At 62.3% G+C, this 15,654-nt stretch carries 13 protein-coding genes; 8 read left to right on the top strand and 5 right to left on the bottom strand.

Annotated features, from left to right (window positions below; translation table 11 throughout):
• The first annotated feature begins 44 nt into the window (after positions 1 to 44).
• The 5 genes from metH to Q0O99_RS00345 all read left to right on the top strand — a co-directional run bounded on the left by metH (position 45) and on the right by Q0O99_RS00345 (position 6,189).
• Positions 45 to 2,783 carry a methionine synthase gene (gene metH / locus Q0O99_RS00365; RefSeq protein ID WP_293747378.1) on the top strand — a complete coding sequence of 913 codons (2,739 nt, stop codon included), beginning with the start codon at positions 45 to 47 and terminating at the stop codon, positions 2,781 to 2,783.
• Positions 2,784 to 2,929: 146 nt separating this feature from the next.
• Complete coding sequence (locus Q0O99_RS00360) at positions 2,930 to 3,520, top strand: LemA family protein (protein ID WP_293747688.1); 591 nt, start codon at positions 2,930 to 2,932, stop codon at positions 3,518 to 3,520.
• Between the two features lie 89 nt (positions 3,521 to 3,609).
• Complete coding sequence (locus Q0O99_RS00355; protein WP_293747376.1) at positions 3,610 to 4,503, top strand: TPM domain-containing protein; 894 nt, start codon at positions 3,610 to 3,612, stop codon at positions 4,501 to 4,503.
• Position 4,504: 1 nt separating this feature from the next.
• The gene (locus Q0O99_RS00350; RefSeq protein WP_293747374.1) at positions 4,505 to 5,047 is read left to right on the top strand and encodes a TPM domain-containing protein; all 543 of its coding nucleotides are present in this window, start codon (positions 4,505 to 4,507) and stop codon (positions 5,045 to 5,047) included.
• 71 nt (positions 5,048 to 5,118) lie between these two features.
• The gene (locus Q0O99_RS00345; protein ID WP_293747372.1) at positions 5,119 to 6,189 is read left to right on the top strand and encodes a DUF6352 family protein; all 1,071 of its coding nucleotides are present in this window, start codon (positions 5,119 to 5,121) and stop codon (positions 6,187 to 6,189) included.
• Between the two features lie 13 nt (positions 6,190 to 6,202).
• On the opposite strand, the gene Q0O99_RS00340 is transcribed toward Q0O99_RS00345, so the two are convergent.
• From Q0O99_RS00340 to Q0O99_RS00320, 5 genes are read right to left on the bottom strand one after another with little or no spacing between them, the layout of a single operon-like run.
• Positions 6,203 to 7,585: a formimidoylglutamate deiminase gene (locus Q0O99_RS00340; protein ID WP_293747686.1), complete on the bottom strand. Its 1,383-nt coding sequence runs from the start codon at positions 7,583 to 7,585 to the stop codon at positions 6,203 to 6,205.
• Between the two features lie 12 nt (positions 7,586 to 7,597).
• A complete protein-coding gene (locus Q0O99_RS00335) occupies positions 7,598 to 8,209 on the bottom strand; it encodes a HutD family protein (protein WP_293747370.1) in 612 nt (203 codons plus the stop codon).
• A 4-nt stretch (positions 8,210 to 8,213) separates the two neighbouring features.
• Complete coding sequence (locus tag Q0O99_RS00330) at positions 8,214 to 10,394, bottom strand: TRAP transporter permease (RefSeq protein ID WP_293747368.1); 2,181 nt, start codon at positions 10,392 to 10,394, stop codon at positions 8,214 to 8,216.
• 10 nt (positions 10,395 to 10,404) lie between these two features.
• A complete protein-coding gene (locus Q0O99_RS00325; RefSeq protein ID WP_293747366.1) occupies positions 10,405 to 10,896 on the bottom strand; it encodes a DUF1850 domain-containing protein in 492 nt (163 codons plus the stop codon).
• Positions 10,893 to 11,864 (bottom strand): TAXI family TRAP transporter solute-binding subunit, encoded by a 972-nt coding sequence (locus tag Q0O99_RS00320; RefSeq protein ID WP_108354446.1) that lies wholly within the window; start codon positions 11,862 to 11,864, stop codon positions 10,893 to 10,895. The genes Q0O99_RS00325 and Q0O99_RS00320 overlap by 4 nt, the downstream gene beginning before the upstream one ends.
• A gap of 186 nt (positions 11,865 to 12,050) precedes the next feature.
• On the opposite strand from Q0O99_RS00320, the gene Q0O99_RS00315 reads away from it, so the two are divergent.
• The 3 genes from Q0O99_RS00315 (at position 12,051) to Q0O99_RS00305 (ending at position 15,653) form a co-directional block, all read left to right on the top strand.
• Positions 12,051 to 13,061, top strand: a complete 1,011-nt coding sequence (locus Q0O99_RS00315; protein WP_293747362.1) for a LysR family transcriptional regulator — start codon at positions 12,051 to 12,053, stop codon at positions 13,059 to 13,061.
• A 101-nt stretch (positions 13,062 to 13,162) separates the two neighbouring features.
• Positions 13,163 to 14,347, top strand: coding sequence for an FAD-binding oxidoreductase (locus Q0O99_RS00310; RefSeq protein ID WP_293747360.1), 1,185 nt, complete (start codon positions 13,163 to 13,165; stop codon positions 14,345 to 14,347).
• 67 nt (positions 14,348 to 14,414) lie between these two features.
• Entirely contained in the window at positions 14,415 to 15,653 is a 1,239-nt protein-coding gene (locus Q0O99_RS00305; protein ID WP_293747358.1) for an ABC transporter substrate-binding protein, read from the top strand.
• Position 15,654: the final 1 nt, after the last annotated feature.

Raw genomic sequence — 15,654 nt, 5'->3', positions numbered from 1 at the left:
AGCCCGTGTCCGTTGTCGCGTCCGAAATCGTGTCTGTTCCCCCCATGAAGTTGTCCGGTCTGGAGCCTGTCTCCATCGGCACAGCCTCGCTGTTTGTCAACGTGGGTGAGCGCACCAATGTGACCGGCTCCAAGGCCTTTGCCCGCATGATCCTGAACGGCGAGTACGAGCAGGCCTTGGCCGTGGCGCGTCAGCAGGTTGAAAACGGTGCGCAGGTGATCGATGTGAACATGGACGAAGCCATGCTCGACAGCCAAGCGGCCATGGTGCGGTTTTTGAACCTGATGGCCGGTGAGCCCGACATTGCCCGGGTGCCGGTGATGGTGGATTCGAGCAAGTGGTCGGTGATCGAAGCCGGTCTGCGTTGCATCCAAGGCAAGGGCATCGTCAACTCGATCAGCATGAAAGAAGGCTTGGACGAATTCAAGCGCCAGGCCAAGTTGGTCAAGCGCTATGGCGCGGCCGCGGTGGTGATGGCGTTCGACGAAAAAGGCCAGGCCGACACTTACGCGCGCAAGGTTGAAATTTGCGAGCGCGCTTACCGTGTGCTGGTGGACGAAGTCGGCTTTCCGCCGGAAGACATCATTTTTGACCCGAACATTTTTGCCATTGCCACCGGCATCGAAGAACACGACAACTACGCGGTGGACTTCATCAACGCCACGCGCTGGATCAAGCAGAACTTGCCCGGTGCCAAGGTGAGTGGCGGCGTTTCCAACGTGTCCTTCAGCTTTCGCGGCAACGACCCGGTGCGCGAAGCCATTCACACCGTGTTCCTGTTCCACGCCATCCAGGCGGGCATGGACATGGGCATCGTCAACGCCGGCATGATGGGCGTGTACGACGACCTGGAGCCCACGCTGCGCGAGCGGGTGGAAGACGTGGTGCTCAACCGCGTGCCTCAATACAAAGCAGGCGAAGCGCGCTTGACCCCAGGCGAGCGCCTGATTGAAGTGGCCGAAACCGCCAAGGGCGCGGCCAAAGACGACAGCCAAAAACTTGCTTGGCGCGGCACCCCCGATGGGCTTGTGGGCGTGGCGCAGCGCCTGAGTCACTCGCTGGTGCACGGCATCACCGACTTCATCAGCGACGATACCGAAGAGGCGTACCAAGAGATCCTGGCCAAGGGCGGTCGCCCGCTGCATGTGATTGAAGGCCCGTTGATGGACGGGATGAACGTGGTGGGTGACCTGTTTGGTCAGGGCAAGATGTTCCTGCCGCAGGTGGTCAAGAGTGCCCGCGTGATGAAGCAGGCCGTGGCGCATTTGCTGCCCTACATCGAGGCCGAAAAACTCGCGCAAGAAGCGGCGGGCGAAGACGTCAAAGCCAAGGGCAAGATCGTGATTGCCACCGTCAAGGGCGATGTGCACGACATTGGCAAAAACATCGTCACCGTGGTTTTGCAGTGCAACAACTTTGAAGTGGTGAACATGGGCGTGATGGTGCCCTGCCACGAGATCCTGGCCAAAGCCAAGGCGGAAAACGCCGACATCATTGGCCTGTCTGGCCTGATCACGCCCAGCTTGGAAGAAATGCAGTACGTGGCGGCCGAGATGGAAAAAGACCCGTATTTCCGCGATCGCCAGATGCCGCTTTTGATTGGCGGGGCCACCTGCAGCCGCGTGCACACTGCCGTGAAAATTTCGCCCCATTACAGCGGACCGGTGGTGTATGTGCCGGACGCCTCGCGCAGCGTGGGCGTGGCGCAAGGCCTGTTGTCTGAACAAGCGGCCAAGTTCATCGCCGACTTGAACACCGATTACGACAAGGTGCGCGAGCAGCACGCCAACAAAAAGCAAACGCCGATGTGGACGCTGGCGCAGGCCCGCGCCAACAAGACACCGATGGACTGGACGAAGGGTGTGCCCGCCGCGCCCAAGTTCATTGGCCGCCGCGTGTTCAAGAACTACGATCTGGCCGAGATCGCGCAATACATCGACTGGGGCCCGTTCTTCCAGACTTGGGATTTGGCCGGCCCTTACCCCGCTATCCTGGATGACGAGGTGGTGGGCGAGCAAGCCCGCAAGGTCTTGGCCGACGGCCGGGCCATGCTGCAAAAAATCATCGACGGCCGCTGGGTCACGGCCAACGCCGTGCTGGGCTTGTTCCCCGCCAACAGCGTGAATGACGATGACATGGCGCTGTACACCGATGCCTCGCGAAGCCAAGTGGCCATGACCTGGCGCGGCTTGCGTCAGCAGACCGAAAAGCAGCGCATTGAAGGCGTGATGCGCCCCAGCCGGTGCCTGGCCGACTTTGTTGCCCCGCAAGGCACAGCGCCAGACCATGTGGGCGTGTTCGCCGTCACCGCAGGCATTGGCGCTGACAAGCGCGCCGCCGCCTTTGAAGCCGCGCACGACGACTACAGCGCCATCCTGCTCAAGTCGCTCGCTGACCGCTTGGCTGAAGCCTTCGCCGAATGCCTGCACCACAAAGTGCGAACCGACTTGTGGGGTTACGCCGCAGGTGAGGCGCTGAGCAACGCAGACCTGATTGCCGAAAAATACCAGGGCATCCGCCCCGCGCCGGGCTACCCCGCTTGCCCAGACCACAGCGCTAAACAAGCCATGTTCGACTTGCTGCAATGCCAAGACATTGGCATGGGCCTGACCGAGAGCCTGGCCATGACGCCTGCGGCCAGCGTGAGCGGTTTTTACATGGCGCATCCCGAAGCGCAGTATTTCAACGTGGGCAAAGTGGGCGATGACCAACTGCAAGACTTGGCGCAGCGCAGTGGCGTGCAAGTCAAAGACCTGCAACGTTTGCTTGCGCCCAACCTCTGACGACGGGTCCTGGCGCAAGGGCGCAGGCCGCTTTCCGGTGAATGGCGCGGGTTGTTGACCTGGGCGGGTGTCTTCGCGCGATCACATGGGGTAAGCTTTTCATTTGTCACACTGCTTGGGAGAAAAGACCTATGAACCGTATCGCAATGCGCGTCAGCGCCTGGATGGCCACAGCGGCCTTGGCGCTCAGCCAGACCGGCTGCGGCTACAACGATTTCCAGCGCCTGGACGAGCAAACCACCTCGGCCTGGTCCGAGGTGCTCAACCAGTACCAGCGCCGTGCCGACTTGGTGCCCAACATCGTGGCCACCGTCAAGGGCGAGGCCAATTTTGAGCAGGAAACCCTGACCCAAGTCATTGAAGCGCGGGCCAAGGCCACCAGTTTCCAGATCACGCCCGAGGTGCTGACCAACCCGCAGGCTTTGCAGCAGTTTCAGGCCATGCAGGGCCAACTCTCCAGCGCCCTGTCGCGCTTGATGGTGGTGTCCGAGCAATACCCCAACCTCAAGGCCAACCAGGGTTTTGCCGATTTGCGCGTGCAGCTCGAAGGCACCGAAAACCGCATCACCGTGGCGCGCAACCGCTACATTGCGGCCGTGAAGGACTACAACGTCTTGGCCCGCAGCTTTCCGAGCAACTTGACGGCCATGGTGTTTGGCTACGCGCCCAAGGCCAACTTCACGGTGGCCAATGAAGCGGCCATCAGCGCGCCGCCCAAGGTGGATTTCGGCAAGTGATTCACACCCACATGCCCAAGCTTTGGCCCATCGGCTGGCTCGCCCGGAACAGCTTGGCCAAGGGGTTGACGCGCTTACTTTTGAGCGCCATGGCTTGGGTCATCTTGACCCTGTCGCCTGCTTGGGCCCAAGCACCCGTGCCCGTGCCGCCCCTCAGCGCCCGGGTGATGGACCAGACCGGCACCTTGGCCCCTGGCGATGTGGCGGCTCTGGAGCAGCAGCTCAAGAGCTTTGAGCAAAAGCGCGGCACCCAGATCGTGGTGCTGGTGTTGCCCAGCACCGCGCCCGAGGACATCGCCGACTTCACCCAACGCCTGGGCGATGCCTGGAAGATCGGTCGACGCGGTGTGGGCGATGGTTTGCTGTTGGTGGTGGCCCTGAACGACCGCCGTTTGCGCATCGCGCCGGCCAAGTCGCTGGAAGGCGCGGTGCCCGACTTGGCAGCCCAACGCATCATTGACCAGGTCATCACGCCCGCATTTCGCCAGGGCGATGTGGCCGGTGGGCTGCGTGCCGGCCTCAGCCACCTGCAAGCCCGCATCGAGGGCGAGGCCTTGCCACTGCCCAAAGCAGGGGCACAAGGCGGCCAACCCACTGGGGCTGCCAAGGTGGATTGGGTGAATCTGGCCGTTTTATTGCTGGTGGCTTTGCCCGCCGTGGCGGGCGTGTTGCGCCGTGTGCTGGGGCAGCGCTTGGGCGCATTGGCCAGCGGGGGCGTGGTCGGTGTGGTGGTTTGGAGCATGACCGGTCTGCTCTGGCTGGGGGGCATCGCCGCCATGCTGGGCCTGATGTCAGCGCTGTTCATGCAGGCCCTGCCCAGTGCTCTGGGGCGGCGCAGCCAGGGCGGCCGTGGCGGTGATTTTCCCGGTTGGGGCGGTGGCACAAGAGGTCACTCCGGTGGTTGGGGTGGGTCTGGTGGCGGTGGGTTCTCGTCCGGCGGCGGTGGTGATTTTGGGGGCGGTGGCGCCTCCGGGAGATGGTGACATGCGCGAATCGATGATGACCCATGGGGCGCGTTGGTGGCGACACCGCTGGATGCCCGAGCATGCCGCCGAGCGGGCCGTGCCCCCGGCCATGGCCGAGCAACTGCAGGCCCGGGTGAACGCCAGCGAAACGCGGCACAGCGGCGAAATTGTTCTGTGCGTCGAAGCCGCCTTGCCCAACAGGGACCTGTGGCGCGCGGGGCGAGAAGCACCCTTGCCTGCGGTGATACGAGAACGTGCACTCTCGTGGTTTGGCAAACTGCGCGTGTGGGACACCGAACACAACAACGGCGTGCTCATCTATTTGTTGCTGGCCGAACGCTGTGTCGAAATCGTTGCCGACCGGGGCATCAGCCGCCATGTGCCGGATGCGCATTGGCAAGCGGCGGTTCAAGCTTTGGGCCAGCACTTGCAAACCGGCGACTTCGACACCGGTCTCACGCAGGCCCTGCAGGAAGTCTCGGCACTGCTGGTCCAGCACTTCCCGCTGCAGGCGGGCGAAGCCAATCCGAACGAGCTGTGCAACCGGGTGGTTTGGGCCTGAATCAGCGGTCTGGTCAGAACCAGCACAATCGGCATCGACACCCCGCCGGGTTGCAAGACAAAAGAGCCAACATGCACAACTTCTGGATCGCTTGCGGTCACCAACACCTGACGCGCAATGCACGCGGCTGGCTCTGCGCTACCCCCGACTATTGGCGGCTGTGGCTGCAGCGCCCGGAAATGGCGCTGGTGCCCGAATCGTGCAAGGCCGAAAAACGCCTGCACAAGGCCTTGCTGGAAACGCCCTTGATGCAGGTTGCGCCTGCTGATCTCAAAGCCTTCAAGGACGACGATGCGCGTGAGAACTACGCCTTGTTCTTGCGCTTTCGCGACGACGTGGAAAGCGCAGGCTCACTGGAGTCGGCCTACATGGGCTGGATGCGCAGTGGCCAGATCCAGCTGCCGCCTTTGTTCATCGACTTGGTGGTGCAGGCCATCGTCTGCAATGTGCTGACTGGCGTAAATGACGCTTGGGTTTGGCGCGCCGCCGAGTTGTTGTTTCGCCGGCAACGCATCACCATCGAAGGCGGCCGTGTGCTGTCAGGCGACAGCGACACACTCGACACCTTGCAAGCCACCGGCGGCTTGGGCGAGATGGGCCGCTTGCTGATGGAAGGCGGCGCGCCGCTCAAGGCGGTCGATGTGAAAGTGCTGCACAAGGACAACGAAGACCGTTACCTGGCGCAGCGCGAGGGCCTCGGACGCTATGCATTTTTGCTGGACATGACGCACGAGATTCAAAACCAGTTGCCACACGGCTTGATCCTGAGCATGGTCAATGCACGCTCAGGGCTCAAGGCCTTGTCGGTGGTGTTGGCGCGCTGGGTGCAACACTTTTTGGGCGTGGCGGTGCAGATCGAGCCGGTGCAAAAAGTGGACGACCCGGCCTGGCGCTGGCATGTGGGGCTGGACGCCACGGCCACCGCTTTGCTCAATGATTTGTACCAAGGCACCGAGCTGTCAGCCCAGCGCCAACAACAACTCGTCAGCCTGTTCAAGCTGCGCTTTGACAACCCGCTCGACATGCGCGCCGATGTGCAGGGCAAGCCGGTTTACCTGGGCCTGGCGATGAACGAGCAAGGCTTGCTCAAGCTCAAACCGCAAAATCTTTTGCTGAATTTGCCGCTGGCCAGCGGGGGCTGAAAAAATCGCGCCATCAGGTTTTGAGCAAGTCATGGCGGGCTTGCACCAGCTCCGCCATGGCTTCGCTGTGCAGCGCATGGCGGCCTTCTTGCACCACCCGTTGGCCGCCAGACCAGACCTGTGTCACGGCGCTTTGGCGGCTGCTGGCAAAGACATGGCTGGCCAGCATCTGCTCGGGTGACAAGCCGGCCAAGGCCGGGTGATGGGCATCGAGCACGATGAAGTCGGCCTGCTGCCCCACGGCCAACCCAGCTATCGGGCGAGCCGCGGCCCGCGCACCACCGGCCACAGCCCCTTGCCACAGGGCTTGGGCCACGTCCGGTTGGCGCTCGTTGGCCGCCACATTGCGTTGCCGCAAAGACAGGCGCTGGCTGTATTCGAGCAGCATCAGGTCTTCTGCCGGGTTCACCGCGATGTGGCTGTCCGAGCCGATGCCCCAGGCACCTTGGTGGTTTTGCCAGGTCTTGAACTCAAAAATCCCGTCTCCCAGATTTGCCTCGGTGGTGGGACACAGGCCTGCCACAGCCCCCGAGCCCGCAGCGCGCTGGTATTCGTGTGCGTCCATGTGCGTGGCGTGCACCAGGCACCAGCGTGCATCCACGGGCGCATGGTCCAGCAGCCAAGCCACCGGGCGCTGTCCTGACCAGGCCAGGCAAGCATCGACCTCGGCCGTTTGTTCCGCGATGTGGATGTGGATGGGCGCGCTGGCGTCCAGCGCCTTCAGCCCAGCGAGCACCTCATGCAGGCTCTCGGGTGTTACCGCGCGCAAGGAGTGCGGCGCCAGCCCCAGCCGGGCAGATTGGGCATCGCAAGCGGGCCTCAAGCGTTCGAGCAAGCGCAGCATGGCTTCTGTGCTGTGCAAAAAACGCCGCTGTCCCTGCGAGGGCGCGGAGCCGCCAAAGCCACTGGTTTGGTAAAAAACAGGCAACAAAGTCATGCCCATGCCCGTGCGCTGCGCGGCCCGCAACAAGGCCAGCGACATCTCTGCCGCATCGGCATAGGCCTGGCCCTTTGCATCGTGGTGCAGGTAGTGAAACTCGCAGACACTGGTGAAGCCCGACTCCAGCATTTCCACATACAAGGCGGTGGCAATGGCCTCCAGTTGTGCGGGGCCCAGCTGGGCGGCAAATTGGTACATGAGCGCGCGCCAGCTCCAAAAGCTGTCTTGCGTGTGGCTGCGGTATTCCGTCAGGCCGGCCATGGCACGCTGAAAAGCATGCGAGTGCAAATTGGGCATGCCCGGCAGCACCGGGCCTGTGGCGCGTGGCACTTGGGGGCCGGCGGCCAGTCCTGCCTGGATGGCTTGCCATTGGCCTTGGACATTCCATTGCAGCAAGACATCTTGGGCCCAGCCGTCGGGCAGCAAGGCGTGTTCGGCAAACAACTGGTGATGCATCGGCATGGTGGTTCAGCTTGGGGTGGGCGTGAAGCGGACGGCCAGCAAGGCCGCATCCGGGTCTGAGTCAGTGCAGCGGCATGACCAAGCCAGCGTGTCGCCCTGCCACCAAAGGCCTGTTTGGGCGCTAAGCGCGTGCTGCTGGCCGCTGGCTGCGTCGGTGCCATCGGTCTGCACCTGCCATGTGCCCCGCATGGCCATCAGCAAGCCGGCCGGGGCGGGCAACCCAGTCTCATGACGGCGCAACACGCGCAACTCGGCCTGGCACACGCCGCGGCGCGTCATCACATTGAAGTCGTGGCAGTCCCCGTTCAGCAAACGCCCATGCACTGCGGCATCGCCAGAAAAGGCAAAGGGCTGCAAAGGCGTGTCCAGCGCATGCATCACACGGTCATCTGCGCTGCTCAACTGCACGCCGCCACCTTCGAGCAGCGTGATGACCCGGTCCACACCCGCGAACACCGAAAAATCACCGTCGCTGCCAATGTGCGCGATGCTGATCCGCCAGTCGAAGTTTTGCATGCCCGCTTGTGGTGGATGGCAAGCGATTTCACGCGTCACGCCGCCGCCGTTTTTCCAGGGGCTGGCGTGCAGTTGGGCTCGTTCAAAAAAATGAATGGGCATGGGCTCAGGCGGTGTTCGGCAAGGGGCGGCTGTGCCAAAGCAAGATCAGCAGCACGCCTGGAATGGCCACAGCCGCGACCACAGGATTGGCAAACACCAGGGAAATGGACAGGACATTCAACAACCAGAATGACAGTTTTCCGATGGGCCGGGCCACAAAGCCGGTGTAGGCCGCACCCAGCCCCATCACCGCCACGACAGCGCAAACAGTGGCCAGCAAGAAAGAGAACCAGGTGAAGTCAATGAACAACAAAGCAGGCGTGTAGACAAAAGCAAAGGGCACCAGCACCTTGCCCATGGACAGCCTGAAAGCCGTCATGCCGGTGCCCATGGGTTCGCTGCGGGCAATGCCGGCGGCTGCAAAGGCGGCCAGAGCCACAGGCGGTGTCACATCGGCCAAAACGCCGTAGTAAAAGACAAAGAAGTGGGTCGCCAGTTGCGGCACCCCCAGCCCTGCCAGCGCCGGGGCAACGATAGAGGCCAGGATGATGTACGTGGGCGTGGTGGGCACACCCGAGCCCATGATGATGCAAGCGGCTGCGGTGAACATCAGGCCAAAGAAAATGGTGACCTGTTTGAGTTCAAACCAGTTGAACACATCCAGCACCATGAACATTTGGGCGGCCAGGCCCGAGACATCGATCACCCAGGCTGAGAACTTGAAACCCATGCCGGTCAGCGTGGTGATGCCCAGCACAAAGCCGACGCAGGCACACGCAGCGCCAATGCCCAATGCCGCCTTAGCACCCATCTCGAAACCCTGAACCAGCGCTTGCGGCCCGACCGCCATGCCGGTCATGTTTTTGCCCAACGGCCCGATCAAGCGGGGAATCCACGAGCAAGCCACCGTGAGGGTGATGCCCCAAAAGGCGGCCAGAAAAGGCGTGTACTGCATCAACAGCAGCGTGACCATGACCACCAGCGGTAAGAACAGGTGCCATGAACTTTTGATCACCCAACTCAAGGACGGAATGTCTTTGGGGTCCATGCCCTGGAGCTTGAGCCGCTTGGCTTCCAGGTGCACCATGAACAAGATGGCAAAGTAGTGCAGCAGGGCCGGCACAATCGCCACCAAAATCAAGGTGTTGTAGGGAATGCCCAAGGTCTCGGCCATGATGAAAGCGGCTGCGCCCATGATGGGCGGGGTGATCTGGCCACCGCATGAAGCCGAGGCCTCGACCGCCCCCGCAAAGCGCGGCGAGAAGCCGACTTTTTTCATCATCGGAATGGTCATAACGCCAGTGGTCACGGTGTTGGCAATGGCCGAGCCAGAAATCATGCCAAACAGGCCCGAAGACACCACGCTGACCTTGGCAGGCCCGCCGGAAAAACGCCCCGCCGCAATGGTGGCCAGGTTCACGAACAACTGCCCCAGTCCGGTGAGCTGGGCCATGATGCCGAACAACACAAAGTGGAAAACAAAGGTGGCCACCACGCCCACCGGGATGCCGTAAATGCCTTCCGTGCCTTTGTACAAATGGGCCACGATGCGCGACAGGCTGTAACCCCGGTGCGACAAGCCGCCCGGCAAATAAGGCCCGAGCAAACCGTAAAAAATCGCTGCGATGGCCAGCAGTGGCAAGAAGATGCCCATGGTGCGGCGCGTGGCCTCGATCACCATGGCGATGGCGATCACGCCCATCATCAGGTCCAGCGGTGTGTGCTGGCCGGGGCGATCGATGTAGATGTGTTGAAAAAATACCAGCAAGTACAGTGAAAAGCCCGAAGCCAGCGCCGCAAACACCCAGTCTCGCCACGGAATGTGGGTGTGGCTGCCGTCAAAATGTTTGAACGGCAAGGACAAACCGGCCAACGCCACCAGCACCGCCAAAAAGGTGTAACGCATGGTGTCGGGGATGGGCTCGGAGAGTTTGTCCAGCAAGCTCCAGCCCATGAACAGGTAAAAGCCCACCAAGCCGATGGACACCGTCCACTCCCAATGGCCGGGCAAGCGCTTTTGACGCGGAAACACCAAAAAGCACAAGCCCAACACCACGGCCAGGTGAATGGCGCGGTGGGCGATTTCGTTTTCAAGGCCAAAACCGGCGGTGTAATAGTGCCAGGCTGACAGGCCTGCACACAACACCATCACGACTTTGGCACTCCAGCCAGCCAAGCGGCGAAAACTCGATTCGGGGTCAAACTGCTCGATCAGGCGATCGATTTCTTGTTGGCTGGTACTCATGGGTTTTCCATCATGGCAAAGGGCAATTCTCAGCCCGCATTTCTATTGATTTGGGGCTCAGCTGGCCCAGTAAAACTTCGCGCCCATTGGGCAACACCACCCGCATCGACTGGGCCGGCAAAGGCAAGACCACCAAAGGTTCAACCACCCGGTCCAGCAGCAAACGCCAGCCCATGCCATCGCGCAGCAAGCGTTCGCCGGGCGCGGCCGCCGATGGCAGACCGTAGCCCTCACCTTCAAAGCGCTCTTCCACCAAGTGCGCGCGCCAGCCCTGCGTGTTGTGACGCCAGACATAGCGGTCCAGCACGGGCGTGCCCAGCACCGAGTGGGTGAACGCCACATCGGCTGCGGGTTGATCCGGGTTCAGGGGCAATCGGGTCAAGGCACGGCCACTGCGGTGTTCGGTCAGCACCAGCTCGCAAGCGGGCGCAGCCCCAGGGGCTGCCCCTGCGCAGGCCACCAGCGCCCACGCCATCCAGGCGAGGCGCTTGGGACATGTCACTTGGCGATGCCCTTTTCCTTGAAGTAACGCAAGGCACCGGGGTGCAGGGGCACGCTGGCCACCGAGGTGGCGGTGTTCAGGTTGATGTTTTTGCCCTGCACATGCACCTGGCCCATGATGGCCGTGTTTTCATACAGCGCCTTGGTCACTTCGTAGGCCACGTTCTCGGGCACGCCATCGTGCGTGGCCCAAATGGCCATCACCGCCAGCGTGGGCACGGCGGCTGTTTGGCCCTTGTAGCTGTTGGCGGGCAGTTGCACTTGGGTGTAGTAAGGCTGCTCTTTGAGCAAGGTGGCCACTTCGGGGCCCGACAGCGGAATGATTTTCAGGGCGTGGCTTTGTGCAAAGTCGGTCACCGCCGCCACGGGCACACCGCCGGTGATCAAGGTGGCGTGCAAGTTGCCGTCTTTGATCTTGTCCACCGCTTGGGTGAACGAGGAGCTGTCTTCCTTCACATCGGTGCGGGCCATGCCGTGCACTTTGAGCAAATCGGTCACCAATTGGTACTGACCGGAGCCGGGCGCGCCCGACGAAATGCTTTTGCCCTTGAGGTCTTTAACGCCGTTGATGCCGGAGTCGGCACGGGTGATCAGCTGCACGGTCTCGGGGTACAGAGCGCCCAGGGCCCGTAGGTTTTTGAGCGGCGCGTTGGCAAACTGGGCTTTGCCGTTGTAGGCCGCGTCCAGGATGTCGGCGGCCACAAAGGCCGACTCGATGTCCTTGGTGCCCAGCAGTTTGGCGTTGCCCACCGAGGCACCAGCGGCCTCAGCGGTGGCGGTGATTTTCTTGCCGTCGACCGTGGCCTTGTTAGAAATCAGCTGGGCCAGCATACCGCCCAAGGGGTAATAGGTGCCGCCGGTGCCGCCCGTGGCCACACCGAAAAACACACGCTGTTGTGCGATGGCCGCGCCCGAAAGCAAAGCGGCAGAAGCCACCACGGTGATGGCCAGACGGCGATTGATTTTCATGGTTCATTTCCTTCAGGAATAGGTGAGAGGTTCACAATGGACTGGGCCAGGACCGCTTGCCGCGGACAGCCTGGTGGACAGGCTTACAGTGTGGGGTGGAATTGCAAGGCCGGTCCATCGTTTGCCAAAGTTGATGCTCAGCATCACAAAAACCAATGAAACTTTTCACAACCTGCACGCAGCCTCATGAAAAAACGCGCTTCTGACAAAGTGTCGCCTCCCTCGTGGGAGCAGTTGGGCATCTGGGTGGCCTTGGTGGAAACCGGTTCGGTGTCGGCGGCGGCGCAACGGCTGGACATATCGCAAGCGGGCGTGTCGCAGCACATCCGGCAGCTGGAAGAGACCTTGGGCGTGTCGCTGCTGGACCGCGCCACGCGCCCGGCGCACCCCACCGCCGCAGGACACCGGCTGTACGAACAGGCCAAAGATTTGTTATCGCGTGCGGGGCAAATGACACAAACCGTGCGTTCACTCAGCCGCAGCAAAAGGGCCATGCTGCGCATGGGTTGCGTTGATTCGTTTGCCGCCGTGATCGGCCCGCAGATGGTGCGTGGTTTGTCTGGGCGTGTGCAGCGCCTGCGTTTGGTCTCGGGCATCAACCCGGGGCTGGCCGACCTGTTTGACAACCACCAACTCGACGCGCTGATCACCACCGACGATCCCAAGTCCTTGCCCGGCAGGGAGTGCCTGGCTTTGTTCTCGGAGCAATTTTTGTTGGCTGTTCCGTCAGGTCTTCAGGTGCCACCCTCCGCCTCCCTTTCGCAACTGAGCCAGCTCAGGCCCTTCATGCATTACAGCACCCGCTCCAAAATGGGCGCGCTGGTGGACGCCTACCTGAGACGGCATGACCCCCTCATCGAGCGTGTGTTCGAATTTGACGCGACCGACCCCTTGCTGAGTTTGGTGCGCGAAGACCTCGGCATCGCCCTGACCACACCCATGTGCTTGTGGCAATCGCGCTACCACGCCATGAACCTGAAATACCTGCACTTGAATGCGCTGCGGCACCAAGGGCAGGCTTATCCGCCTTTGAAGCGAACCTTCTACCTCGTGTACCGCCCCGACGAGTTGGGTCCGCTGGCCCAGGACATCGCGGCCATGGTGCGGGTGGCGGTGCGCGAGTTGCAGCGCCAATGGGTGCTGGAGTTGAAAATTTCTCATGACTTGCTCAGCGTCGAAGAGGCCAGCGCGAGCTGAAGACGGATGGGCCAAGTGTGATGCTGATGATCAGCCAATGCAAAACTGATGGCCATTTCAGGCGCACACCTTAAGCTGGCCCTGAACTACAGGAGTCGGATGTGAGCCATTGGGATGCGATCGTGATTGGGGCCGGCGTGATCGGGACATCGGTGGCTTACAACTTGGCCGCCCTGGGTGCCAAACGGGTGCTGGTGCTGGAGCGCGATCAAATCGGCGTGGGCACCACTTCCCAGTCCAGCGGGATCTTGCGCACGCACTATTCGGTGATCGAAAACGTGGTGCTGGCCCAGCAGTCCTGGGCGGTTTTTAAAGACTTTGCGGGTCATTTGCAAGACGCGGACGCCTCGGCCGGTTTGGTGCGCTGTGGCTACCTGATTGCCGCGCCACAAGGCCCCAAGCTGGCGCCCCTGGCCCAGTCTTTGGCGGCCCAACAGGCACGCGGCATTGAGGTGCATCGCCTGAGCGCGCAAGAAGCCAGCGAGCGCCTGCCCATTTGCCGCTTTGACGATGCGGCCCTGATTGGCTTTGAGCCCGAGGCCGGTTTTGCCGATGCTTACCTGGTGGCCAGCAGCTACGCCCGCGCCGCCCGCAGGCTGGGCGTGAAATTCATGGAAGGCGAGTGCGTGACCCGGTTGGTGCTGACGCAGCAAACCGTGACCGGCGTGGAGACGACCCGTGGCGTGTTCCATGCCCCGGTGGTCATCAGCACGCAAAACATCTGGGCGCAAGAGTTGGCCCAATGGACGGGCATCCATGTGCCTTTGACGCCCGAGCGGCACAAAGTGATGGCCTTGCAAGGCCCCGAGGCCTACACCTACGCCATGCCGGTCTACAAAGACCTGGGCTCAGCCGGCATGCTCTATTGCCGCAGCTATGGCGGGCAACAAATGCTGGTGAGCGAAGGCACGGCAGGCGAGGCCCTGAGCGGTCCAGACAACACCCAAGGCAATGTGTCCATGGACGATGTGGTGCAAGTGGGCGAACAGGTGGCCGAGCGTTTTCCCTCTTTTGCTGAAGCCGGGCTGGCTTCTTCCTGGACGGGGGTGTACGACGTCACCCCAGACTGGAACCCGGTGCTGGGGGCGGTGCCCGATGTCCCGGGTCTGGTGGTGGGCTTTGGGTTTTCGGGGCACGGCTTCAAACTGTCCCCTGCCGTGGGCCGCGTGTTGGCCCAACAAGCCTTGGGGTTGCCCACCGATGTACCCTTGGCACCTTATGCGCTGGAGCGCTTCAGAACCGGGCAATTGCTGCATGGCCGTTATGGATCGGGGGCTGTGGCCTGAGTGAGCCCCGTGGCCTCTTCGGCTCAGCGAGAATCAGGCCTTTTGGGCCACTGACCCGGATGACTTCATGAACCTGTTCAATCGTCGCCAATCTCTCACGCTCTTGGGGGCCGCTGTGCTGGTGCCCAGTGTCACGCCCACATGGGCGCAGGGCACCCCGACTTCGCCCACGACTTTGACCCCCTTCTGGCCCGAGACCCTGCGCGCCGCACGTGGCCAGACCGTTTACTTCAACGCCTGGGCGGGCAGCGAGCGCATCAACGCTTACCTGCAATGGGTATCGGGTGAGTTGCAGCGGGACTTCGGCGTCAAGTTGCAGCACGTCAAGATCAGCGACGCGGCCGATGTGGTCAAGCGGGTCCGCGCCGAAAAGCAAGCCGGGCGCAAAGACACCGAAGGCACGGTGGACCTGATCTGGATCAACGGCGAAAACTTTGCCGCCATGAAACGCGATGCTTTGTTGTCTGCGCCCTTTGCGCCAACCCTGCCCAACTTCCAGTGGGTGGACACCGTGGGCAAGCCCACCACGCTGGTGGATTTTTCGGTGCCCACCGACGGGCTGGAGTCGCCCTGGGGCATGGCGCAGCTGACGTTTTTTGCCGACGCCAAACGCCTGCCCCAACTGCCGCAAAGCATGAATGAGCTGCTGGCGCTTGCCCGCAGCCAGCCGGGGCGCATCACCTACCCGCGCCCGCCCAACTTCCATGGCACCACCTTCGTCAAGCAGGCCTTGATCGAGCACGCGCCGGATGTGAAAGCGCTGGCCCAGCCCGTGACTGCCGCCGCACTGGAGGCACAAGCCGCGCCGCTGTGGCGTTTTCTGGATGCGCTGCACCCGCACCTGTGGCGCGGTGGCAAACAGTTCCCGCAAAATTCGGCCGCCCAGCGCCAGATGATGGCCGACGGCGAGCTGCTGCTGGCCCTCACGTTCAACCCCAATGAAGCCGCCAACGAGATCGCCGCCAAGCGCCTGAGCGCCGCGGTGCAAAGCTGGCAGTTCGCCAAGGGCACCATTGGCAACACGCACTTTGTGGCCATCCCCTACAACGCGCCCAGCAAAGCGGGCGCACAAGTCGTGGCCAACTTTTTGCTCTCGCCCGCCGCCCAAGCGCGCAAAGCCGACATCGACGTGTGGGGCGACCCCACCGTGCTCGATGTGGCGCGCCTGCCTGCGGCCGAACGCGCCCGCTTTGCATCGGCCATGCGCCCCGGGCAGCTGGCCCAAAGCGCCCCCGCACTGCCCGAGCCGCACGCTTCGTGGGTCGATGCGCTCGAAAAAGAATGGACACGCCGTTACGGCGTGTGAC

The organism is Limnohabitans sp. Rim8 (assembly GCF_945901735.1).
In the GTDB taxonomy this organism is placed as follows: domain Bacteria; phylum Pseudomonadota; class Gammaproteobacteria; order Burkholderiales; family Burkholderiaceae_C; genus Limnohabitans_A.
The sequence above is the reverse complement of the archived record's forward strand: the minus strand, read 5'-3'. Positions and strand labels throughout refer to the sequence as shown.